Annotated in this window: 19 protein-coding genes and 1 pseudogene; 14 read left to right on the forward strand and 6 right to left on the reverse strand. The window is 58.1% G+C overall.

What is annotated here, in order from left to right; translation table 11 throughout:
- Window positions 1–113: 113 nt before the first annotated feature.
- Complete coding sequence (locus AC2FLA_RS20295) at window positions 114–1124, reverse strand: zinc ABC transporter substrate-binding protein (RefSeq protein WP_496724753.1); 1011 nt, start codon at window positions 1122–1124, stop codon at window positions 114–116.
- Window positions 1125–1180: 56 nt separating this feature from the next.
- Between AC2FLA_RS20295 and AC2FLA_RS20300 the strand changes: the two genes are divergently transcribed.
- From AC2FLA_RS20300 to AC2FLA_RS20325, 6 genes are all read left to right on the forward strand, one after another.
- Window positions 1181–1693 (forward strand): Fur family transcriptional regulator, encoded by a 513-nt coding sequence (locus AC2FLA_RS20300; protein ID WP_108859557.1) that lies wholly within the window; start codon window positions 1181–1183, stop codon window positions 1691–1693.
- 2 nt (window positions 1694–1695) lie between these two features.
- Window positions 1696–2448, forward strand: a complete 753-nt coding sequence (locus tag AC2FLA_RS20305; RefSeq protein WP_282119276.1) for a metal ABC transporter ATP-binding protein — start codon at window positions 1696–1698, stop codon at window positions 2446–2448.
- A complete protein-coding gene (locus AC2FLA_RS20310) occupies window positions 2448–3245 on the forward strand; it encodes an iron chelate uptake ABC transporter family permease subunit (protein ID WP_282119277.1) in 798 nt (265 codons plus the stop codon). Before AC2FLA_RS20305 ends, AC2FLA_RS20310 begins: the two co-directional genes overlap by 1 nt.
- 293 nt (window positions 3246–3538) lie before the next feature.
- Window positions 3539–4363 carry an ABC transporter substrate-binding protein gene (locus tag AC2FLA_RS20315; RefSeq protein ID WP_496724755.1) on the forward strand — a complete coding sequence of 275 codons (825 nt, stop codon included), beginning with the start codon at window positions 3539–3541 and terminating at the stop codon, window positions 4361–4363.
- Window positions 4364–5224 carry an amino acid ABC transporter permease gene (locus AC2FLA_RS20320; protein WP_496724757.1) on the forward strand — a complete coding sequence of 287 codons (861 nt, stop codon included), beginning with the start codon at window positions 4364–4366 and terminating at the stop codon, window positions 5222–5224.
- Window positions 5221–5952 carry an amino acid ABC transporter ATP-binding protein gene (locus AC2FLA_RS20325; protein WP_496724759.1) on the forward strand — a complete coding sequence of 244 codons (732 nt, stop codon included), beginning with the start codon at window positions 5221–5223 and terminating at the stop codon, window positions 5950–5952. The genes AC2FLA_RS20320 and AC2FLA_RS20325 overlap by 4 nt, the downstream gene beginning before the upstream one ends.
- Window positions 5953–6109: 157 nt before the next feature.
- Here the strand turns inward: AC2FLA_RS20325 and AC2FLA_RS20330 are convergent, their stop codons facing one another.
- The 5 genes from AC2FLA_RS20330 to AC2FLA_RS20350 all read right to left on the reverse strand — a co-directional run bounded on the left by AC2FLA_RS20330 (window position 6110) and on the right by AC2FLA_RS20350 (window position 12890).
- The gene (locus AC2FLA_RS20330; protein WP_496724761.1) at window positions 6110–6847 is read right to left on the reverse strand and encodes a maleate cis-trans isomerase family protein; all 738 of its coding nucleotides are present in this window, start codon (window positions 6845–6847) and stop codon (window positions 6110–6112) included.
- Entirely contained in the window at window positions 6844–7911 is a 1068-nt protein-coding gene (locus AC2FLA_RS20335) for a pyridoxal phosphate-dependent aminotransferase (protein ID WP_496724763.1), read from the reverse strand. The genes AC2FLA_RS20330 and AC2FLA_RS20335 overlap by 4 nt, the downstream gene beginning before the upstream one ends.
- Window positions 7908–9560 carry a hydantoinase B/oxoprolinase family protein gene (locus tag AC2FLA_RS20340; RefSeq protein ID WP_496724765.1) on the reverse strand — a complete coding sequence of 551 codons (1653 nt, stop codon included), beginning with the start codon at window positions 9558–9560 and terminating at the stop codon, window positions 7908–7910. The genes AC2FLA_RS20335 and AC2FLA_RS20340 overlap by 4 nt, the downstream gene beginning before the upstream one ends.
- Window positions 9560–11656: a hydantoinase/oxoprolinase family protein gene (locus tag AC2FLA_RS20345; RefSeq protein WP_496724767.1), complete on the reverse strand. Its 2097-nt coding sequence runs from the start codon at window positions 11654–11656 to the stop codon at window positions 9560–9562. The genes AC2FLA_RS20340 and AC2FLA_RS20345 overlap by 1 nt, the downstream gene beginning before the upstream one ends.
- A gap of 262 nt (window positions 11657–11918) precedes the next feature.
- Window positions 11919–12890, reverse strand: coding sequence for a TetR/AcrR family transcriptional regulator (locus AC2FLA_RS20350; RefSeq protein WP_496724769.1), 972 nt, complete (start codon window positions 12888–12890; stop codon window positions 11919–11921).
- 178 nt (window positions 12891–13068) lie between these two features.
- Between AC2FLA_RS20350 and AC2FLA_RS20355 the strand changes: the two genes are divergently transcribed.
- The 8 genes and pseudogenes from AC2FLA_RS20355 (at window position 13069) to AC2FLA_RS20390 (ending at window position 23675) form a co-directional block, all read left to right on the forward strand.
- Window positions 13069–14202 carry an LLM class flavin-dependent oxidoreductase gene (locus tag AC2FLA_RS20355; RefSeq protein WP_496724771.1) on the forward strand — a complete coding sequence of 378 codons (1134 nt, stop codon included), beginning with the start codon at window positions 13069–13071 and terminating at the stop codon, window positions 14200–14202.
- A gap of 10 nt (window positions 14203–14212) precedes the next feature.
- Window positions 14213–14854 (forward strand): annotated as a pseudogene (gene ribB / locus AC2FLA_RS20360) (3,4-dihydroxy-2-butanone-4-phosphate synthase); the annotation flags it as partial.
- Window positions 14855–14908: 54 nt separating this feature from the next.
- On the forward strand, window positions 14909–15286 hold the full coding sequence (locus AC2FLA_RS20365; RefSeq protein ID WP_496724773.1) for a nuclear transport factor 2 family protein: 378 nt from the start codon (window positions 14909–14911) through the stop codon (window positions 15284–15286).
- Between the two features lie 26 nt (window positions 15287–15312).
- Window positions 15313–16701, forward strand: a complete 1389-nt coding sequence (locus tag AC2FLA_RS20370) for an amidase family protein (RefSeq protein WP_496724775.1) — start codon at window positions 15313–15315, stop codon at window positions 16699–16701.
- Between the two features lie 39 nt (window positions 16702–16740).
- Window positions 16741–18390, forward strand: a complete 1650-nt coding sequence (locus AC2FLA_RS20375; RefSeq protein ID WP_496724777.1) for a long-chain-fatty-acid--CoA ligase — start codon at window positions 16741–16743, stop codon at window positions 18388–18390.
- 23 nt (window positions 18391–18413) lie between these two features.
- Complete coding sequence (locus AC2FLA_RS20380) at window positions 18414–19595, forward strand: acetyl-CoA C-acyltransferase (protein WP_496724779.1); 1182 nt, start codon at window positions 18414–18416, stop codon at window positions 19593–19595.
- On the forward strand, window positions 19596–21893 hold the full coding sequence (locus AC2FLA_RS20385; RefSeq protein WP_496724781.1) for a 3-hydroxyacyl-CoA dehydrogenase/enoyl-CoA hydratase family protein: 2298 nt from the start codon (window positions 19596–19598) through the stop codon (window positions 21891–21893).
- Between the two features lie 12 nt (window positions 21894–21905).
- Window positions 21906–23675, forward strand: a complete 1770-nt coding sequence (locus AC2FLA_RS20390) for an acyl-CoA dehydrogenase family protein (RefSeq protein WP_496724783.1) — start codon at window positions 21906–21908, stop codon at window positions 23673–23675.
- Window positions 23676–23873 lie beyond the last annotated feature (198 nt).

Raw genomic sequence — 23873 nt, forward strand, 5'->3', positions numbered from 1 at the left:
GAGCGCATGCCGCGAGCACCGAAACGAAAAACAAGTTTCCGAGATGCCTTGGTGTCCCTGGCGATGTTCAGCCCGCTCTGGATTTCCATACCAAAACGGGCTGCCCGATCAGATCATAGGCATTCCGCCAATGTTATTGCGATGTTCCGGATCATTTGCGGGTAAAGCTCAGCCCCGGGTTCAAGATCAGAACCTAGCGGATCTATCACACCGGTATTCGCTTCGGTTCCGTCCAGGACAGTGGCGACGATGCCGGGGTTGAATTGCGGTTCCGACAGAACACAATTGATGCCTTCTTCGCGAATGCGCCCCTGAATCTCAGAAATCCGCGCCGGGCTTGGATCCGACGCGTCACTAAGCGAAATTGCACCCGACGCGGGGATATCGAAGGCGTTTTCGAAATACTGATAGGCATCGTGGAAGACGATGAAGTTGCTTCCGCGTACAGGTTCCAGAGTTGCACTTACTTCAGCAGAGAGGGCTGCCATCTCTTCGCGCGCAGCCGCCGCGTTTGCAAAATATGCACCCGCATTGTCCGGGTCTGCTGCGGAAAGCTGCGCGGCAATCACATTCAGCCAGGTGTCAGCGTTTTTGGGCGAAAGCCAGGCATGTGGATCATGATTGCCATGCGCGTGGTCATGGTGGTCGTCGTGTTCTGCATGATCCTCGTGATCGTGGCCTTCGCCCTCGGCATGCTCTTCGTGGTCATGATCGTCATGGCCCTCCTCTTCAGCGTGATCTTCATCGCCATGATCATGCGCCTCAAACAGCGCGTCCTCGCGGAAATCCAGTAGGACGGTGCCATTCGCTTCCAACAGGGGGGTGACCGTCGCTCCGTTGGCCAGGGTCTCGACCGCGCCTTCCATCCATGGGGTCAGGTCCTCGCCCATCCAGATTACCAAATCCGCATTCTGCAAGGCAGCCGCTTCGGAAGGGCGGAGGTTGTATTCATGCGGGGACGCGCCGGTTTGTACGATCAGGTTCGGTGTGCCAACACCTTCCATCACGCGCGCCACCAATGAGTGCACCGGTGCAATATCAACTGCAACATTTGGGACATCGGCCATCGCTGTGCCCCCCATCAACGCAGCCGTGATCGAAACAGGAAGAAGCTTTCTGGACATCAAACCCTCTATGTGATTTTATAACGTTGCGAGTGGCATATATGATATGGAATAACATGACAAGTGAGATGAGACCTGCACCTGCTGAAGACTCCGCCCTTGTCGGATTCCAAAAGCACGACCACGCGCACTGCGTCGAAAGTAGCCTGACCGTTGCCGAGACCCGGTGCAAAGAAGAAGGTCTGCGGCTGACGCCTGTGCGGCGCAAGGTTTTGGAGATGCTGCTGCAAGAACATCGGGCCTTGGGTGCCTATACAATTCTTGATCGATTGCGCGACGAAGGCTTCGGATCGCAGCCACCAGTGGCTTACCGCGCCCTCGATTTTCTTGTCGAGAACGGGTTTGTCCACAAAATCGAACGGTTGAACGCATTTGTCGCCTGCGCACATCCAGGGGCAACGCATTCCCCGGCCTTCATGATTTGCAGGAAATGTGATGCTGTGGCCGAAACACATTCAACACCCGCGAAGGGAGAGCTGGGCGCAGCCGCCCGGGCAGTGGGTTTCGAGATCGAGCGGACCGTTGTAGAAGCCGAAGGCGTTTGCCCCGACTGCACCGAAAAGGCGTAGAAATGAACCTGATTACCGTAGAAGACCTCAGCGTTAGCTATGGGGCCAATACCGTGTTACGGCACATCAACATGGGGGTCGAACCTGGTGAAATTATGACCATCGTCGGCCCTAACGGTTCGGGTAAGACAAGCCTGCTGCGCGCCATAATCGGTGCAATCAAACCGTCTGCCGGGCAGGTAAAGCGAAAGCTGGGGCTGAGAATTGGCTACGTCCCGCAAAAGCTGCATATCGACCCGACCCTGCCGATCACCGTCGAACGGTTTATGCGTCTGACCCATCGCGCGTCAAAGAAGGATTGCGCGACTGCGCTGGAAACAGCCGGTGTGCCCGACCTGCTCAGGCGCCAGATGTCACAGCTTTCGGGCGGACAATTCCAGCGCGTGCTGCTTGCGCGGGCTTTGATCAACCGGCCCGAAATCCTGTTGCTGGATGAGGCCACGCAAGGGTTGGATCAGCCCGGGTCGGCTGCGTTCTATCGCCAGATCGAAGACGTACGTCAGGAAACAGGGTGCGCTATCATCATGATAAGCCACGAGCTCCACGTGGTAATGAGTGCCTCGGACCGGGTGATCTGCCTGAACGGCCATGTCTGTTGCGAGGGGTCTCCGGCGGTGGTGGCCTCGGCCCCCGAATACCGCGCGTTGTTCGGAACCGGAACAGGTGGAGCGCTTGCCCTTTACCGCCATGATCATGATCACAACCACGATCATCATCATAATCATGGAAAAGACTCACAGGAAGCCGCAGAATAATGCTTGATGATTTCATGACCCGGGCCACACTGGCCGGAGTGGGCGTGGCCTTTGCTGCGGCGCCGTTGGGGTGTTTTGTGGTGTGGCGCCGTATGGCCTATTTCGGCGATGCCACAGCGCACGCAGCCATTCTTGGCGTGGCCTTGTCGCTAACGTTTCAGATGTCGGTTTTTACAGGTGCGCTGGCCGTCGCCTTGTTGATGGCGCTGACCGTGACGCTGTTGGCAGGTCGTGGGTACGCAATGGATACGTTGCTGGGTGTCATGGCACATTCCGCTTTGGCATTTGGTCTTGTGGCGGTTTCATTCCTCTCCGGTGTCCGGATTGATTTGATGGCCTATCTGTTTGGCGACATTCTGGCCGTTTCCCGTTCGGATCTGGCCGTCATCTGGGGCGGCGCTGCACTGGTCGTAATTTTGATTGCCTGGCGTTGGTCCCAGCTGTTGACGGCGACGTTGAACGAGGAACTGGCCTATGCCAGCGGGTTCGACCCCAAGCGCGAACAACTGGTTTTGACGCTTGCACTGGCCATCACGGTGGCAGTCGCCATCAAAGTTGTGGGTGTTCTGTTGATAGCGGCGATGCTCATCATACCAGCCGCTGCGGCGCGCAATCTGGCGCGGTCACCGGAAACGATGGCCCTGATTGCAGCGGCAATTGGGGCGACGTCTGCTGTGGCTGGGTTGAGGGCGGCTTATGTCTTCGACACGCCGGCCGGGCCCTCGATTGTCTGTGTCGCCGCCATTTTGTTTGCCTGTTTCAGCCTGCTTGGATGGCAGCGTCATACCAACTCCTGAAGGTGGTTCAAACATGGAACGAACAGGATGCCGCGCGAAGCATCCTCGGTGACTGTTAGTCTTCATTCAAATTCGTCATCTTCCCTTATTTTGCTTGCATCCTTTCGCGGCAGATTTGCCGTGCAAGTTACGCGCCGGGCTACCGTGCGCGGTGTTGCCACGAAAGGCTGGTCGCATTGTGTCTCCTCCTATTTCAATGAAAAGACTGTGATATCAATTCGCGGGATCAAACACCTAGACAAATCCCCCTGCGCATAAGAACCTGTGACCAAACAAAAACAGGGAGAAGATTGATGAAACTGATTGCTGGCCCAGCTCTGGCCTTACTTTTCTCAACAACCTCGGTGTTTGCCGCGGGCGATGGGACCTGCGCCAAAGGCAAGACCCTTACAGAGGGCACCCTGACAATCGCGACAGGTAATCCGGCCTACTATCCCTGGGTAATGAATGACGCGCCCGAAAGCGGCGAAGGATTCGAAGCTGCCGTTGCGTATGCGATTGCCGAAAAAATGGGCTTTGCTCAGGACAATGTCACCTGGGTTCGTACAAGTTTTGACGAGGCGATTCAGCCCGGTGCAAAGAACTTCGATTTCAACATGCAGCAGTACTCGATCACGCCCGAACGGGAAGAAATGGTTGATTTCAGCCTGCCCTATTACACCTCAGCCATGGCGGTTCTGACCACCCAGAACGTTGTCGATTCCGGCGCAGAAGCGACGTTGGACGGCCTCAAGGATTTGAAGTGGGGCGCTGTGGCCACGACGACCGCAATCCCGATGCTGAACGACGTGATCCAGCCGTCTAGTGAACCGCTGCTTTACAACGACAACGCTGATGTGAATGCTGCCATCATGGCCGGCCAGATCGATGCCGCAATTTATGACCTGCCTACGGCACTCTATCTGTCGGCTGTCGTGGTCGAAAACGGTGCATTGCTTGGCCAGTTCCCTCCGGGGCAATCCGAAAGTCCTGATCAGTTCGGCGTTTTGATGGAAGAGGGCAACGCGTTGAAGGAATGCGTCAACGCGGCCATCTCAGAACTGACCGAAAGCGGCGAGCTTGCGGCGATTGAAACCCAATGGCTGTCCGAGGCTACAGGTGTACCGGTCATCGAGTAGATGGAAGAAACGTCATTGCAAAAAGACTCGGTTGAGCACTCTGCCGCAACGCCCACGCGTCGCGAGGTTTATGAAGCCGAGGTACGGCGTCGCTCAAATCGCATCGCGCTGATTTCAGTGGTCAGCGTGGCTCTTGCCATCGTCGTCCTCGTCCCGCTTGCCCCTGGTTGGGAGGCCGTACAACGCTCGTTTTTCAACAGCCGGGTCTTCGCCGAGACGTTTCCCGGATTGCTCGAAGCCTTTCTGATGAACGTGATGATTTTTGCGTGGTCTGCGCCGCTTATCGCGATCACGGGTCTGGTTATCGCGCTGTGTCGGGACACGCGCGCACCTGCGCTTTTTCCGCTGCGGTTATTCGGTATTGCATATACGGACATCTTCCGTGGCCTGCCGGTGGTTCTTGTTATCTACATTATTGGCTTTGGCGTGCCCGGGTTGGGCCTGCCGAGGCCCTGGAACAGCCCCTACATTTGGGGCACGCTGGCGCTGGTCTTGGTCTATTCGGCCTATGTCGCCGAGGTGATCCGCTCGGGCATTGACTCGATCCATCAGTCACAGCGATCCGCCGCGGCCTCGTTGGGGCTAAGCGATCAGGACACCATGCGCTATGTGGTCTTGCCACAAGCCATACGAAACGTCGTTCCTGCCAATATGAACCTGTTCATCGCTTTGCAGAAGGACGTGGCGCTATTGTCCTTTATCGGCCCGGTTGAGATTTTCCGACAGGCTGGTGTTTACAAATCGCTCTATGCCAATTTTACGCCTTATGTGGGTGCAGCGCTTATCTTTCTTGCGCTGACCATACCAGCCACGCGGTATGCGGACTACCTTATGAACAAGCAGAACAGGGCGCGCACATGACGGCGAAGTTATCCTTACGTGGGGTGCGGAAACGGTTCGATGATCACGAGGTATGCAAGGGCATTGACCTGGATGTGGCTGAGGGCGAGATGGTGTGCCTGATTGGCGCCTCAGGCTCTGGAAAATCCACGCTCTTGCGCTGCATGAACCTGCTTGAACCCATCGATGACGGCGAGATCTGGCTGGACGGGAAGGACATCTCGGAACCGGGGCTTGACCCACAGCCCGTGCGCCAACAGATCGGCATTGTGTTCCAGAGCTACAACCTCTTTCCCCACATGACAGCGGCAGAGAACGTGATGCTTGCGCCACGTCGTGTGCGCGGACTGAGCAGAGAAGACTTACGCCCGAAGGTGACCCAGCTTTTCACGCGCTTTGGGCTGGGTGACCGGATGGAACATTATCCAGACCAGCTATCGGGCGGCCAGCAGCAGCGGGTGGCTATCATCCGTGCGCTGGCGATGGAGCCGCAGATCATGTTGTTTGACGAGATTACAAGCGCGCTGGATCCCGAGCTCGTAGGCGAGGTGTTGGACGTGCTGAGAGACCTGCGAAAGCAGGGTATGACCATGGTACTTGCCACCCACGAAATGGGCTTTGCACGCGAGCTGGCGGACAAAGTGTGTTTCCTTGATGCCGGACGCATCCTGGAGCAAGGCCCGCCCGAGGTGCTCTTTTCCCAACCACGCGAACCGCGCACCAAGGCGTTCCTGTCACGCGTGCTGTGATGTCGCGGACGTCCTGCGTTTTAAGAAAGGCTACGCAAGGGGTGATATAAAAAAACTAGCAGGTCCTTGGCGCAAAAGACGCGCTGCAGCGGGCGACCGACCTCTGGCAGCGAGAACTCTGAGCTATCCTACGCAAGTCGCGCTCACCATGCCGTGATCACAAGTTGTCGAACAGGCGCCCAGGTAACGTTTCGTGACGCGGTAGGTTCAGCGCTTTCAGCAGTCCAAAGACCATCGCCTGATTGGAGGTAATGACGGGTTTGTTCAGCGCCGCCTCAATCCGTTCAATCGCCTCGACCGAGCGCATGTCTGTGCAGCTTAGGACGATTGCCTGCGCATCTGGGTGATCGGCCCCACACGCCAGGTCGAACACCTCGCCCGGGGTCAGTTCACCTTGCCCATAATTGCCAAGCTCGCGGCCGACATCAGCACATTTGACGGTTTCAATGGCGTTTAAGGCCATGAAATCCATCGCTTGGGCATTGATCTCGCCCAAATAGGGTGACGAAAAGCCGACCTTTGTCGCGCCGACGGCTTTGATCCCAGCGATCAGCGCACCCGCAGCGGTCAGCGAAACTGCACCCGAGCCTGCCTTGATCTGCTGGGCCAGCTCTGCATCAAAGGACGGTCCGTGGGTCAGTGTCGCCGAGGTGCAGCCATACAGCACCACATCGGGACGTATGCCCGAGATCATACGCAGGTCGTGAGTTATATCCGATGCGCCCAACCCCGCCATCTGATCCGAGCCGGGGATTTCATCCACGTCATACCCGCCCATGCGTTGAAAATGGACTGTGGTGTTGGGCGGCCTCAACAACTCCATATCCGGTTCGAGGTTGGTGTTGGTGAAGGGTACCAGAACACCGATTTTGGCTGCGGTTCGTGTTTCGGTCACTTCAGTGCTTCCTTCAGGGCGGTCAGGCACCGATCCATGACCGGTGCCTCGCAGATAGTAGCGCGCAGGCAGTCAGGTAAGCCGTATCCCCCCGTTCCGCGCATCAGAAGGTTGTCAGATCGAAGCGCCGCATCAGCCCGTTGTGCATCCTGCGTAGATTCAAAGCGCAGTAGCACAAAGTTTGTGTGGCTTTGAGGAACGATCAGGCCCAACGCACGACATTCCACGGCAAATCGTTCACGGATTTCAGTCGTTCGGGTAACCACATTTTGCATATGCGCCTGATCGCGGATCGCTGCAACTGCCGCCGCCTGTGAAGCCATAGAAATATTGTTTGGATTAAGCAATTTGCGCAGTTCAGCCGCAATCTCGGGCGGGAAGTACCCCCATCCTGCACGCGCTCCCGCCAGGCCATAGGCCTTGGAAAAGGTGCGCATGATCACGGTGTCCCCTCGATCGGTCAGCGCGAAGATGTCGGCCGGATCATCTATGTGATCGGAAAACTCAGCATAAGCCTGATCGACGACCAGTAGAACATCGGCGGGCAGTTCCCCGCGCAGACGAATGATTTCAGAATTCGAAATCAGGGTGCCGGTCGGGTTGCCAGGGTTGCAGACAAAGACGATCCGCGTTTCAGGTGTCACCACGGCGATGATATCGTCAACGGATACGGTCAGATCCACTTCACGCGCCTTGACGTAATCGGCCTGAACCTGAGCGACGGCTGAGGCGACAAACGCATATCCGTAATCCGTGCCGAGGACCCGATCACCGCGCCCGGCATAGGCGCGGATCAAACAGCCGATCAGCTCCATCGAGCCCGCTCCGCACAGCACCCGTGCCGGATCGAGCCCATGCACATCTGCGATTGCTGTGCGCAGTTCCGACCATTCCGGATCAGGATACAATTGCAGATCGGCCATTGCGTCCCGCCCCGCCTTGATGGCTTCGGAACTTGCGGGAAAGGCGCTTTCGTTCTGGGCCAACGAGATGGTGTTTTCACCGCCAAGGTCGGCCAGCGCATAGGCCGCCATTGCACTTATGTGGGGAACCGGGCGGATCATGATGTGCCCCCATAGGATTCTGCGCCTTCTGCGCTGATCTGCCCGCGCTTGAGGTCTAGGGAGATTGCCTGCGGGTCCCGCTCGGCCGGATCGCCAAAACCACCGCCCCCAGGGGTTTCAAAGACCAGGTAGTCGTCAGCTTCAACGCGCAGCTCTCCTTTGCCCGGGATATCATTTTCGCCACCAAGGAAACGAATGCGCCCGGGTGCACCGGGTTTTCCACCCATGCGTCCGAGGGCGGGGAATTTGAGGCGCTCAACCGACAGGAAAACGAGGAAGGGTGCGCCATTGGCCGAGGTCATCTCGATCCGTTGGCCGAGACCGCCGCGATACTTGCCTGCACCTCCTGAATCCTGGCGTAGTTCGCGTTTCCAGATTGTGACCGGTGCCACGCTTTCCGTGATTTCGACCTGTGATCCGAACACACCCGAAGGGTAGGCTGTGGCAGACAAGCCATCCGCGTGTGGCCGTGCGCCGGTGCCGCCATTGTGCACAGGCTCGACCGCAAATTCCCGACCTCCATCACGCGCCACTTCGGGTGCGTGCCGCATCGGCAGATCGAACATGCAGGATGCGCCCTCGGCGGGGACCTGATCCGGCAGTGCCTGATGCAGGCATCCAAGCACCAGATCCGGTGTTACCTGTCCTAGCGTGTGCCGCATTGCTACCGGGGCGGGGCGTTGTGCATTGAGGATGCAGCCTTTTGGCCCGTCCACTGTAAACGGCTCTAGCGATCCGGCGTTGTTGGGGATGTCAGACCCGACGATGCAGCGCAGGGCGAAGACGGTATAGGCGGTCGCATAGTTCAGCGGCACATTGATACCCTTGCCCGAACAGCCCGACGTTCCCGTGAAATCCACATGCATGCCCGTTTTGTTGACCGTCAAGGTCGCGTGCAGTTCCAGTTCTTTTTCATAACCGTCCATCCTCAGAACGTTTCTATAGGTGCCTGCGGGCACTTCAGCGATGGCTTCAAGCGTGCCTCGGCGCGAGGTGTCGATGATGTAGCTGCCCAGTTGATCCAGATCGTCGATCCCGAACTCATCCATCATATCGAGCAGGCGGTTCACGCCCGCTTCGCAGCAAGCGATCAGTGCATAAATGTCGCCCTCATTCGCAATGGGCTCGCGGCTGTTGGCGCGGACAATGTCCAAAAGCAAGGCGTTCGGGACGCCTTGTTCGACCAGTTTGCAGGGTGGGATCAGCAGGCCCTCATCATAGATATCTGACCCTTCGGGGCCCATTCCAAGGCCGCCCAGATCCACAAGATGCGAAGTGCATGAAGTAAAGCCGACGACTTTGCCGTTTTTGAATGCGGGCATCATCAGCAAAAAGTCGTTGAGGTGTCCCGAAGCCAGCCAGGGGTCATTGGTCATGTAGATATCACCGGGCTTCATGAGCTGGACCGGGAAATGGCCACGGAGGTGCATCACGGCTTCGGCCATCGTGTTGATGTGTCCCGGTGTTCCTGTGACCGCCTGTGCCAGCATCCGACCCTCGGCGTCAAAAATCCCGGCAGAAATGTCGCCGCATTCGCGTACAATGGGTGAGAATGCGGCGCGGATCAGGGTCTGACCTTGTTCTTCAACCACCGCAAGCAGGCGGTTCCACATGACTTGCAGGCGGGCGGGGGACTGATCGGCAATCATCATACACCTCCTTTCTGATCTTGGATAAGGATGAGGTTTCCAATGGCGTCCACATGCGCCGAGAAATCAGCAGAGACCAAGGTCGTCGTCTGCGGTTCCGTGATCAGCGCCGGGCCGCAAACCCGGTCGCCCGGGTTCAGGCTGCCGCGTGACACAAAACCAGCCTGCTTTGTCTGACCATCTACATCGCAGGTGATGGGGCGGGTCTGGGCTGGTGTGATCGTTGTCAGAGACGGTGTTTCCGGCAAATCTGGAACGTCTCTATCTGGGGTTGCGACGCGGGCCGCCCAGTTCAGGATCTCGATTTGCATTCCCGGCACGGGACGCGAGAATTGTTTACGGTATTCCGCCTCGAACGCATCAGTCAGCGGCTCTATGTCTTCGAAAGTTAAATCGCGATCGGGCAGGGCAATCTCGATCTCGTGGCCCTGACCGTTGTAGCGCATGAAGGCCGTGCGTTGCGTTTCGGTGGGTGCATCACCTGCGCCTTGGGCAACCACACGGCTTGCCCCGTCGATCATGTCGGAAAATAGGGCGTTGACCCGCTCCAGATCCAGGGATTCAAGTAGAGAATAACTTGATCTGACGATCTCAAAACTGACCGGAGCAAACAGAAACCCAACTGCGGATCCGACGCCCGGATTGGGCGGGATCACAACGCGACGGACCCCGGCGGATCGGGCCACACGGCTTGCGTGCAGGGGGCCATTACCGCCAAAGGCGATCATCGTACGGGAACCAAGGTCCTTGCCTGATTCCACTGCGTGCATTCGGGCCGCGCTGGCCATGCTTTCATCGACGATGCGACTGACGCCGTCCGCCGCCGCTGTGCCGTTCGTGTTCAGACGCGCGGCGATGACCCGGTTTAGCGCAGCTTCAGACGCTTCGGGGTCGATCTTGATAAACCCTTCGGCAAATGTTTCCGGTACGATATAGCCCAGGGTGATGTCGCTGTCGGTCACGGTTGGCTCGGTGCCGCCCCGCCCAAAGGCTGCCGGACCGGGTTCTGATCCGGCCGATTTTGGACCCACAGTCAACCGCCCCAGACGGTCAACCCCGGCGATTGAGCCGCCTCCCGCGCCGATTTCGATCATTTCGACAACAGGGATACGTACCGGCATGCCCGACCCTTTGATGAACCGCGCGGCCCGCGCGATTTCGAATTGGCGCGAGGTTTGCGGCCGTGCATTGTCAATCAGGCAGAGCTTCGCAGTCGTCCCGCCCATGTCGAAAGATAGAACCTCGTCAATCCCAGCCCGCGCTGCGATCCGTGCGGCCAAAATTGCTCCGCCCGCCGGGCCGCTTTCGACCAGCCGGATCGGAAAGCGTGAGGCCGTCTGAACGGTACACATCCCGCCACCTGCCGTCATCATCAGGATCGGGCAGGCCACGCCTTCTGTCTGGAACCGTGAGGCAAAGCGCGCCAGATAGCTTTCCATTAGCGGCTGGATGTAGGCATTGGCGACCGTGGTACAAAGCCGGTCGAACTCGCGCGCCTCGGGGCTGACATCAGAGGAAATTGAAACTGTCAGGCTGGGGCGTTTTTCCGCGAGAATTTCGCGCAACCTGCGTTCGTGCGACGGGTTGACGTAGGCATGCATCAAACAGATTGCGACCGCTTCTGCACCGGTGGCATCCAGTTCGGCCAACAGCGCGTCTATCGAACTGGCGTCCAGCGGGATCAGCACATTCCCATCGGCAGCCATTCTTTCGCGAATGGTCAGCGCCCGTTCGCGTGGGACCAGCAGGTCCGGCTTTTCAAGGTTGATGTCATATTGCGCATATCGCCGCTCATACGCGATTTCCAGAATGTCGCGAAACCCTTCGGTCGTCACGGTCGCCACAACAGCGCCTCGACGTTCGATCAATGCATTGGTCGCCAGCGTCGTTCCGTGGATGAAACCTGTCACTTCATTCAACGACCGGCTCGATTCCGACATGACACGTTTTGCGCCTTCCATCGCGCCATCTGCAGGATTTTGGTGCGTCGTGAGCGTCTTGGTCGAAGCCAATATGGTTTCATCGTCTGAGACGAGCACCGTATCGGTAAAGGTGCCGCCGATATCAATGGCCAGGCGTAAGGTTTGAGATGTCATGAGGGTGTCCGAATTGTCCGTTGTCTGGGCAGAAGGCAATGGGCGCAGAGCGCCTGCCATCATCCACTTACGACGAGGTCACAACCGGTTGCGCGGCGATCCAAAGGGTTTGGACTAGAGAGCGGTGTCATGCACGCAGTTTGACACGCCCAAGATGTGTCGCAAGTTGGTTTGCGACCAAATCGCCCGGAAGCGACAGCGATTTGCGACTTGATTGCCCAAGCGTTCGTGCATCAACCACCCAGAGCGGTTGATGGTTCGCTCAGGATTTCTTGGAGAGAGCAGCCCTGACCAAAACGCCATCCATGATAAGCGCCTTCAGGCTGGTCCGGATTTCGCTCTCCGGGAACTTCCCGATGCTCCAATGCCGGAGTGACCAGACATTACAAAGGAAATACAGATAATTGGCCATCAGCTCTGTATTCATGGGGCGGAACACTTTCTGCTCGACCCCTTTGTCCAGAATGCCTTTCCAGCGGCCCATGAATTCACGCTCCATATCAAATACACGCGCGCGGTTCTCGGCAGACATGGACCGTGTTTCCGAATAGACCAGATTGATGTAGCGGCGGTTTTCGCCAATGTAGTCGATGTACCGGTCAACCGCTTTTTCAAGGTTTTGATCGGCGGGTCCGGTGAACAGTTCTCCGGTATCGAAAAAGTCGATGATGTCCTGCATGCACATCGTGGTGATTAGGTGAAGTATATCGTCCTTGTCCTTGATGTATTTGTACATCAGCGGAACCGACAGCCCGGATGTTTTGGCAATCTCGCGCATCGAAGCATTGCCGAACCCATGCTTGGCAATCACCTTGCATGCGCCTTCAAAGATCTGTCGCCGCCGTTCCTCGGCGGTGTCGGACAGGGCGCGAGGCGGCTTTTCTGCCTGAGTGGATTTTGGCGTTTCCGCCAGTTGTGCATCGACTGAGAACGTGCAGGTCACTTCCATCAGCGTGGCGGCTTCACCGGGATTATGCCCGGCCTGAACGATCGAGACACGGTATGAGGTCAGCAGCGAATCTTCTGGCGACATGCGCATGGCTTGGGCCTCTATCTGCCCCTGTCCCGGAGTTGCCAGATTCGTGGCCGAGGTGTTGACCAGCGTTGGATGCAAAGTGTCGCCGAGGCGTCTGAGTTCCTCGCGCGCAGCATCGATCGCCAGCGCAACGCACACGCCATCTAGCTGCGATTTATTAATAAATTCATCAACTTGCGCAGCGGAATACAAAAACACGCGGCTTGCCTCCATAGGACCCTACCTGAGGGCAACATGTTGAAATCCCTATGTGTTGTCCAGTTGGAAATCGTCGCAGTGCCGTTGCGACGTAGGGAAAAACAATTCGGGGCTTGACGAAATTGCCGGCTGTATGGGAATGTTAGTGAACGTTCAATCACAAACCGGGGACGCCTGCATGAAGTTCAAGATTCTCGCCATTCCATTCGCACGCCAGCATGGCGAGGACACTCAGCTTGCTGGACGTGACCCTGCGCGGTTCAACAAGATGATGCACACGATGCGTGATCAGATGGTCCTTGCTGAGGAGCTTGGTTATGACGGCTTCTGCCTGACTGAGCACCACATGCAGGTCGAAGGCGTTGAATGCACCACGAACCCGCTGTTCTGGAACATGTACATTGCCCAGCACACCAAGAACTTCAAAGTTGGTCAGTTGGGGATGAACCTGACCGCGATGAACCCGATCAAGACGGCCGAAGATATCGCCATGCTGGACCACATGACCGGCGGCCGCGTCTTCGCAGGCTTCTCGCGCGGGAACACGCCGCGCTGGACTGCGACCATGGGGCAGCACCTGGACATCACCTCGGCTGAATCCGACAAGTCCGAGGCCGACCAGCGCAACCGTCGCGCGCTTTACGAAAACTGGCGTCTGATAAAGTCGCTGTGGACGGACGATCTGACCGAACATCAGGGCGAATTCTGGAATTTCCCGTCGAATGTCGAGTGGGAGTTCAATCCGACCAAACTCTGGGGTGGTGACAGCCCGGTTGATAGCAACAAGATCCTGCGCAAATCGGGCATCGTGCCTCGTCCGCTGCAAAAGCCGCATCCAAAAGTATATGCGCCGTTCTCGTATTCGATGGAAACTGCCAAGTTCTGGGCTTCGGAAGGGGCCAAGATGGTGTCCTTCGTGACCGCCGACAAAGAAGAATTCATGCCGGTGATTCTTGAGAACTGCCTGAAGGCCGCGCATGAAAACGGGCTGCCTCAAACCACCAACAACGACGTTCTGGCTCTCGGTGCGCATCTAATGATGGGCAAGACTCCGGCCAAGACCAAACAGTACCGCGAAATGTTCGACAACCTGTGGTTCTCGGCCTACGACGCGCCGCCCTATCACGTCCCACTGGGCCGCGTCTGGGACGGTTCGCGTCAACAGGTTCTGGACCAGGTCGGTGAACTGGCCGAGCGCTATCAGATCGACGAATTCTTTGTCTGGCACCACGTGAACTACTTTGGCGACGAGATCGAGCAGGAAGCTCTGATCGAATTTGCCGAAGGCGTCATCAAACCTCTGAACGGATAAGGGGAAGACCGTGTTCGATCTGCATGAAGTCTACCAGCTGTCGCCCATCGAAGAAATCATTACGGATTGCGAACAAGGCCGTATGGTAATTCTTGTCGACGATGAAAACCGCGAGAACGAGGGCGATCTGGTGATCCCAGCGGCCTGCGCGGATGCGGCCGCGGTAAATTTCATGGCACGCTTTGGTCGGGGTTTGATCTGTATGGCCATTCCGCCCGAGCGGGCCGAGCAGTTCAGCCTTGATCCTATGACAGCGTTGAACACGGATCCACATCATACGGCGTTCACCATTTCGGTGGACGCGAAAGAAGGCACGACCACCGGCATTTCCGCCAGCGACCGGGCGCGGACCATCGCACTTTTGGCATCCGACAGCGGCTCTTCGGCAGATCTGGTTTCGCCCGGGCATCTGTTTCCATTGGTGGCGAAACCGCACGGCGTGCTGGAACGCGAAGGCCACACCGAAGCCGCAGTTGATCTGGCCCGCCTGTCCGGGCAGGGGGATTCCGGTGTGATCTGCGAGATCATGAATGACGACGGTGAAATGGCGCGCCTGCCGGATCTGTTGGAATTTGGGGCCCGGCACGGCCTTAAGGTCGGCACGATCGAAGACCTCAAACGGTATCGTCAGGACCTGCTTGCCGACAAGGCCGCCTGACATCCAACCCCACCTGCGTTTCAAGACACTCATGACCGAGGATATCCTATGACCGCATTTGCCGAGATCGAAACCCTGATGCAGGCGTATATCGAAAACCTGCATGATGGAGACATCAGCAAGACCGACCAGATGTTTCTGCCGGAATGTGATCTTTGCTGCGCCAACGAGGATGGCAGCTATATCCACATGACGCTTGAGAAATACAAAGAGGTCATCGGCGGTCGCGAAAGCCCAAAATCCAAAGGCTATCCGGTCTATGGTCACACCATCTCGATCGACCAGTCAGGGCCAAACACGGCCTTTGTCAAGATCGACTGCGCCGTGCAACCGCGATACTTCATCGACTACCTGTCGCTGGTCCGCACCGGCGAGGGTTGGAAGATTGCAGCCAAGGTCTATTACGTCCAGCGCACCGAAGACTGATCCCCTTTATCTGATCGAGCCCCCGAATGACCGCCCCATATTCCCAACTTTCGGCGCGTGCCATGGTGCAGGCCTTTGCCCGGCTGGAGCTGTCTCCGGTCGAGGTCACGCAAGCTGCGCTGGCCCGTATTGATTCGGTTAATCCTAGGATTAATGCGATTTACCACGTGGATGCCGAGGGCGCGCTTGAAGCGGCCCGGGCGTCCGAGAAACGTTGGCACGACAACATACCAATGGGGCCGCTGGATGGCGTGCCGACAACAGTCAAAGACGCAATGGATTGCATCGGTATGCCCGCCTATCGCGGATCAGCGGCGGGTGAGGCATCGGTCAGCACAACCGATCATCCCACGGTCGCACGCATGCGCGAGGCCGGTTCCGTGATTCTGGGCAAGAATACCATGTGCGATTATGGCATTCTTGCTGGCGGAGTGAGCTCAAAGCACGGAGTTACCCGCAATCCATGGGATGTATCGCGCACGACGGGCGCATCATCTTCGGGCGCGTCGGCCAGTGTTGCCGCTGGGATCGAGCCGGTTTCGATTGGGACCGACATCGTGGGATCCATTCGCTTGCCAGCCTCGTATTGCGGCCTGGCCGGGCTGAAGCCCAGCCAGGGGCGTGTGCCCTATTACGTCTGCAACAGCCCGGCGATCACAGCGGGGCCGTTGGCCCGCAATTTTGGCGACGTCGCGCTGCATATGAATGTTCTGACCGGAGAGGATACGCGCGATTTCGCGGCTTTGGCACGGGACGACGTGAACTATGTCTCGCGCCTGACGCGCGGCGACCGCAAAGGTATGTCGGTTCTGGTTATCCCCGAGCTGGGCTTGGGCGAACCGGTGGCGGAAGATGTTCAGGCAGCGCTGGAGCGGACGGCGCAGGTTCTGCGGGGTATGGGCGTTCAGGTCACCTATCTTGAAACCGCGCCGTTCAGCCGAACGGGCTGGGAACCCGCCGAGGCGTTCTACAAAATACGTACCCTGTCCGAACTGATGCGCCAACCCGAGGCCGAACAGGCGAAAACGCCCTATATCCGCGACTGGACCAACGATGCACGCGCATTGTCTGCCGTTGAGCATCAGCGGAATTTCGATCACACGCAGGCGTTGCGCGAACGTGCGTTGGCGCTGATTGACGGCCATGATTTTGTCCTGCTGCCATCGACACCGGACACTGCCTTTGCTGCCGAACTGCCAGGATCTGACCCCGATAAGCCGTTCGAAAGCTGGGCTAATACCTTCCTGTTCAACCTCACTGAGCAACCGGCATCCAGTATTCCGGTCGGACTAGACCGCAACGGGCTACCGATCGGTGTGCAACTGGTCGGACGCCGCTTTGACGATCTGGGCGTTTTGCAAATGTCGTGGCGGATCGAACAGGAAATCGGAGAAATGCCGCCTGCGCCTCTGTGACGGACGCAGATGCAGAAAAACACATTGAGAGGCAAAATAATGAGCGCAGAAAAAACGACGACTCCCGGTCAGATCATGACGATGCCACTGACGGTGACCAGCATTTTCCGTCATGGCATGCGCGCACACTCCGAGGCGCAGATCGTCTGGCGCAACTCGGATATGACGATTGAACGCTACAGCTTTGCGGATATGGGGCGACGGACCCAGCAACTGGCGCACGCTCTGACCGAACTGGGCGTGGGGCCGGGTGAACGCGTCGCGACGCTAGCCTGGAACAACAACCGGCATCTGGAACTCTATTACGCGTTAGCTTGCATCGGTGCAATTTGCCACACGATCAATCCGCGCCTGCATCCCGATCAGATCGCGTTTATTATCAATGATGCCGAAGACACGCATATGTTCTTCGACACGACTTTTGCGCCGCTGATCGATGCTGTCTCGGCCCGCTGCCCCAGCGTCCAGGCCTGGTTCAGCCTGACTGGCCCGGATCAGGTGCCGCAGATGAAGACCCCGGTCAGTGACTACGAATCTCTGATCGCGGGCAAGCCTGAGGTTTATGACTGGCCCGAACTGGATGAGAACGCGGCCATGGCGCTGTGCTACACATCTGGCACAACTGGCAATCCCAAAGGCGTTTTGTATTCCCATCGTGGGACCGTGCTGCACGCCATGGGAGTGTCCGGCGGCGACTGGCTTGCGCTCAGCTCGCGTGATGCCACTTTGCCGGTGGTGCCGATGTTCCACGCCTGTGCCTGGGGTATTCCCTATGCGGCCCTGATGAACGGTACCAAACTGGTTATGCCCGGACCGGGCATGGATCCGGCCCCGCTGCGCGAACTTATGGACGACGAAGAGGTCACGATGATCTCGGGTGTGCCGACTGTCTGGCTAGGTTTGTTCGAATATCTGGATCAACAGGGTGCCACGTTAAAAACAGTCAAACGCGCGATGATGGGTGGATCGGCAGCGCCGCTGTCCCTGATCGAGCAGATCGAAAAAGGCCACGGTATCGACGTGGTGCATGGCTGGGGCATGACCGAGCTGAGCCCGGTCGGCACGCTTTCGGTGCCCAAATGGGGCGAGGATAAACTGCCAATCGACGACCGCCTTGCGCTGAAAACCAAACAGGGCCGTGCGCTTTATGGGATCGAGATGCGCATCGTCAATGATGACGGTGAGTTGCTGCCACATGACGGCGTGGCCTCGGGCATGTTGCAGGTGCGCGGCCACTGGGTTGCAGAAAGCTATTGGGGCGGGGCCGGTGCTGATGCCTTTACCGACGACGGTTGGTTCATCACCGGTGATGTCGCGGCGATCGACCCGAAAGGCTATCTGCGCCTGACCGACCGAACCAAGGATGTCGTCAAATCGGGTGGCGAGTGGATTTCCTCGATCGATCTGGAAAACATCGCCATGAGCCACCCGGATATTCTGGAGGCTGCCTGTATCGCCGCCAAGCACCGTAAATGGGATGAGCGCCCGCTGATTGTTGCTGTCAGGCGTGATGGCTCGGATGTCAGCCGCGAGGACATTCTGGCGCTGTATGACGGCCAGATTGCCAAATGGTGGACGCCCGACGACGTGGTGTTCCAGGCCGAGCTTCCGCACACCGCGACCGGCAAAGTTTCGAAGCTGCATCTGCGTGAGCAATACGCCGACTACAAGCTGCCCACTGACATCTAATACTTCCTTCAAGGATCAATCTAATGCGTTCTGCTGTAATCGTCTCGACCGCCCGTACTGCAATTGGCAAAGCCTTTCGTGGTGCTTTCAACGACACTCACCCCGCCGTTTATGGTGGCCATGCTGTCGCCGAGGCGGTCAAACGCGCCGGTATCGACCCGTCTGAAATTGAGGACGTGATCATCGGCAATGCCGTCCCCGAAGGTGCGAACGGCGGCAACCTGGGCCGTCAGATCGCCATGCGCGCCGGTCTGCCCGTGACCGCGTCGGGTCAAACCATCAACCGGTTCTGCTCGTCCGGTCTTGAGGCTCTGACGCGCGCCTGTTCGCGGGTCATGGTGGATGGCTGTGACGTGGTTGTCGGGGGCGGTGCCGAGAGCATTTCGCTGGTTATGGGGCGCGACAACACCTATCGCCTGAAAGAAGAATGGATCGATCAGAACATCCGTGGCTTCTATAATCCGATGATCCAGACCGCCGATACAGTTGCCGAACGCTATGGTATCAGCCGCGAGGCGCAGGATGCATTTGCCCTGCAATCGCAGCAGCGCACCGCTGCGGCGCAGGCTGCGGGCAAGTTCGATAACGAGATCGTGCCAATCACGGTTACCAAGGCAAACAAGAACAAGGAAACCTGCGAGATCACCTATGAAGAGGTCACGCTGACTCAGGACGAGTGCAACCGTCCTTCGACCACGCTGGAAAGCCTGCAGGGTCTTACCCCAGTGATGGGTGAGGACAAGTGGATCACGGCTGGTAACGCCTCGCAATTGTCCGACGGTGGCTCGGCGCAGGTCGTGATGGAAGAGAAGTTGGCTGAAAAGCGCGGGCTCGAGCCGCTGGGTCGCTATATGGGCTATGTCGTCGCGGGCTGCGAACCCGATGAGATGGGTATCGGCCCGGTGTTTGCAGTGCCGAAATTGTTGGAACGCAATGGCCTCAAGATGGACGATATCGGCCTGTGGGAATTGAATGAGGCCTTTGCATCGCAAGCTCTGTATTGCCGTGACAAGCTGGGCATCCCGAATGAGATCCTGAATGTCGACGGCGGCGCGATTTCCGTGGGCCACCCCTATGGCATGTCGGGCACGCGTATGGTCGGTCATGCGCTGATCGAGGGTAAGAAACGCGGCGCGAAGTACATCGTTGCCACCATGTGCATCGGCGGCGGCATGGGTGCTGCTGGTCTGTTCGAGGTTCTGTAAATGACTGCGATCAACAAAGTTGCTGTCATCGGCTCGGGCGTGATGGGGGCAGGCATTGCCGCCCATTTCGCCAATGCCGGTGCCGAAGTCGTTTTGCTGGACATCGTACCAAAGGATGCCGAAGATCGCTCAATGTTGGCCAAAGGTGCCATTGCACGGATGACCAAGGGCCGCGCGCCGCAACTGGCCGACCCGGCCTATGCCGCCCGGCTGACAGCGGGCAATCTGGACGATGATCTGGATCAGCTTTCGACCTGTGATTGGGTGGTCGAGGTCGTTCTGGAAGACCTCGCCATCAAACACGCGCTCTATGCGAAAATTGCGCCTTTCCTGCGCGACGATGCACTGCTGAGCTCGAACACCTCGACCATTCCGCTGGCCGACCTGGTCAGCCAGATGGATGAAAGCCTGCGCAAGCGCTTCGTGATCGTGCATTTCTTCAACCCGCCGCGCTATATGCGCCTGATCGAGCTGGTGACCGGTCCTGACACAGATCCGGCTGCTGCGGAACGTGCGCGTGCGTTCAGCGATGAATGCCTCGGCAAAACCGTCGTGCCCTGCAACGACCGCCCCGGATTCATCGCTAACCGTCTGGGCGGGCTGTGGATGAACGCCGCTGCCCGCGAGGCCGTGGCGCGTGGCATCACAGTTGAAGAGGCTGATACAGTGCTGGCCCGTCCCTTCGGCGTGCCCGGAACGGGTGTATTCGCGTTGATGGACCTGATCGGCATCGACCTGATGGGAAAATCGGGCCTGTCTATGCGCAATCTGCTCGAGGCTGATGATCCGCAGCAATTCCATACCGACGGTCTGGAGCTGTTCGATCAGATGGCCGCCAAGGGTTTGGCCGGTCGCAAGGTCGGTGCGGGTTTCTATCGCAGATCCAAGGACGAAAATGGCAAACCAGTCGCCGAAGCCGTTGATCTGGCAACGCTAGAGTATCGTGCGCAGGCCAAGGGCCTGGAGTTGGCCAAGAGCTTTGGTGTCGACTTTATTGATCAGGCCGGTGATCGGTTGGCTGATTTTGCCTGGGCCGTAATGGGGCCGACTTTGTCTTACGCAGCATACTGCGTGCCCGAGATTACCGCCAACCCGGCGGATATCGATGCGGCGATGGAGCTGGGATACAATTGGCGTATGGGCCCATTCAAGCTGATCGACAAGATTGGTGCGGACAAAATTGTGGCTCGCTTGAAGGCCGAGGGTCAGGACGTGCCGCCCTTGCTGGCGCTGGCCGCTGAACGCGGCGGGATTTATTCAGGTCAGGGCCGTGACCGTAAGGTGCTGTTGCCTTCGGGCGAACAGGCAGACGTGCCGCGTGGGCCCGGGGTGATCTTTGCATCTGACCTGACGGATGCTCCGGTGTTCCAGACCGAGGCTGTTGTGCTGCGCGATATGGGTGATGGTGTCGCTCTGCTGACGATCACGGCACCTAATGCGGCTTTAGATGATCAGGTGATGACAGGTGTGAGCGAAGCACTGGACGTTGTGGGCCGAGACTTCAAAGCGATGGTCATCGGGTCGGACGGCAACCACTTTTCGGTGGGCGCGGACCTAAAAAAAGCGCTGGATCGTGCTGATGCGGGGGAACTGGATCTGGTCGAAGGGCAACTGGCCATCGGTCAGGCCACGATGCGCAAGATCAAGTACGCGCCGTTCCCGGTTGTCTCGGCCGCCTGTGGGCTTGCCCTTGGCGGCGGCTGTGAAATCCTGATGCATTCTGATCGGGTCATGGCGGCTTTGGAAAGCAATGTCGGATTGGTTGAGGCTAATGTCGGCCTGCTGCCTGCATGGGGCGGAACAACCGCCCTGTTGCTGCTCAAGGCGGCGGAACTGGGTGATGCTGTCAAAGGGGCCGAGGCTGCGTTCGACGTGATTTCAGTCGCTTTGATGACTGGCTCTGCCCCTATGGCGCAGCACGCGGGTTACTTGCGGCGAACCGATGGCGTGGTGATGAACCGCGACCGCCTTTTGGCCGAAGCAAAGACGGCAGCTCTGACACTGGCTGAAGCGTACAATCCAGCACCTAAGGCCGAGATCACGCTGGATGCCGCCGCAATCAATGCCGCGTTGGAGCCGAAGCTGGCCGCGCTGGCAGAGGCAGTGCCCGACGCACCCTACACAGTCGAGATTGCCCTTGAAACAGCGCGCGTTCTGGCTGGCGGTGACGGCGGCGTTCTGGACGAAGAGGCGCTGCACAGGCTGGAAGCCGAAGGCATGATGCGCCTGATCCGTCAGGACAAAACCATTGAACGGATGCGTCACACCATGACGACCGGCAAGCCGCTTAAGAACTGAGGGATCATAGGTATGGACTATCAACTCCCGCAGCGGGACATTACTTTTCTGTTGGACGAGGTTCTTGACCTCGACAAGACGCTGGCACTGCCAGGGTATGAGCATTGCGACAAAGATACGTTCTTTGCGGTCGTTGACGCGATCAACGGGTTTGTGCGCGACAATCTGGCAACCTGCAATGAGGCAGGCGACAGCCCGGGCGCACGGCTTGAAGATGGTCAGGTCTATGCCGCTCCCGGTTTTGGCGACGCCTACAAGGTATTCTGCGAAGACGGCTGGAACGCGCTGGCGCTGGAAGAAGAATATGGCGGCCAACAACTGCCCTTCGTCCTGCATGCCGCCCTGCGTGAAGGTATGGCCGGAACCAATCTGGCTTTTGCCCTGATCCACGAACTGAACTTTGGCGTCGTCGAAGCTTTGATGGCCTATGGCTCGGACGAACAAAAGGCGGTCTATTGCCCTCAACTGACGTCCGGCAACTGGGCCGGAACCATGAACCTGACCGAGCCGCATTGCGGCACCGATCTGGGCCTGATCCGCACCAAGGCCGTTCGCAATGATGACGGATCTTACGCCATCACAGGTAACAAGATTTTCATCACCTGGGGCGACCATGACATGTCGGAAAATGTCGCCCATCTGATCCTCGCACGGGTCGAGGACGCTCAGCCCGGACCGCGCGGACTGTCCCTGTTTTTGGCGCCGAAATACATGCTGGATGTCGACAACAACACGACGGACGAGCAAAACACGATCGCCATTGCCGGGATCGAGAACAAGATGGGTATCCACGGATCACCCACCTGTGCGATTTCGTTTCAAGACACTAAGGCCTGGATCGTCGGCGACGAGGGTAAGGGTTTGGCCGCGATGTTCGTGATGATGAACGCCGCGCGCCTGTCGGTCGGCCTGCAAGGGTTGGGCGTGGCTGAGGCCTCTGTGCAAACCGCGTCGGCATATGCCCATGAACGCCTTCAGGGTCGCGCGGACGGGGAACCTATGAACCCGAACGGTCCTGCCGATCCGCTGATTGCCCATGCGGACGTACGCCGCCGCCTGCTGACCGCCCAAGGCGAAATGGACGCTGCCCGTGCGCTGGCCTATTTCGGAGCGGGCCTGCTGGATGAAGCTCATCGGGCAGCGACGCCCGAGCAGCGCAAAATGGCAGACGCGCGCCTTTCGCTACTGACGCCGGTCATCAAGTCCTACCTTTCGGACATGGGATCGCGAATGGCGAATGAGGCTGTGCAGATGCATGGTGGGCATGGGTTCATAAAGGATTACGGCGTCGAACAGCTGGTGCGTGATGTTCGGATCACTGAAATCTACGAAGGCACCAATGCCGTTCAGGCCCGCGATCTGGTTCTGCGCAAGGTGCGCGGTGACAATGGTGCCGTCATCAAGGACCTGGTGGCCGACATGCTGGACGAGGCGGGGAAACTGGGCGACGACCTCTCTGACTTAGAGAATAACTTGCGCGACGCGGCATCCCGGCTTGGACGTTCGACCGATTGGGTGCTGGGTACGGCGCAAGGTGACGTGCTGTCCGGAGCGTGCGACTATCTGGAAATCGTGGCGTTGAGCGTATCGGCCTGGATGTCCGCCCGGATTGCACGGGTGGCCACCGCCGCAGCGGGCGCTCAATCGCCAGAATACTATTCGGATCGGGTGGATGCAGCACGCGCCTTTATGGTGCGGGCATTGCCCCGTGCTGTCAGCCACGAATTAATCATGCAGGCCGGTGAACCCGGCGTTGTATGTCGGGCTGATCGCTGTCTGTAACTCCTCCTTCTTCACAGACAGCGGTTCTAAAGGGCGTTCTGGAAACAGGGCGCCCTTTTTGCGTATCTTGACCCAAATCAAGTTCCGTTGAGAGGTCAGGGAATAGAATTTAGTGGACGAAGGTTCCGTTGCAAAGTTTTAGGTTGGTCAAATGGATATGCGATGGTTACAGGTTCAGATTGACAACTAGGAGAATTG

It is taken from the genome of Ruegeria sp. CDSA033, assembly GCF_059612305.1.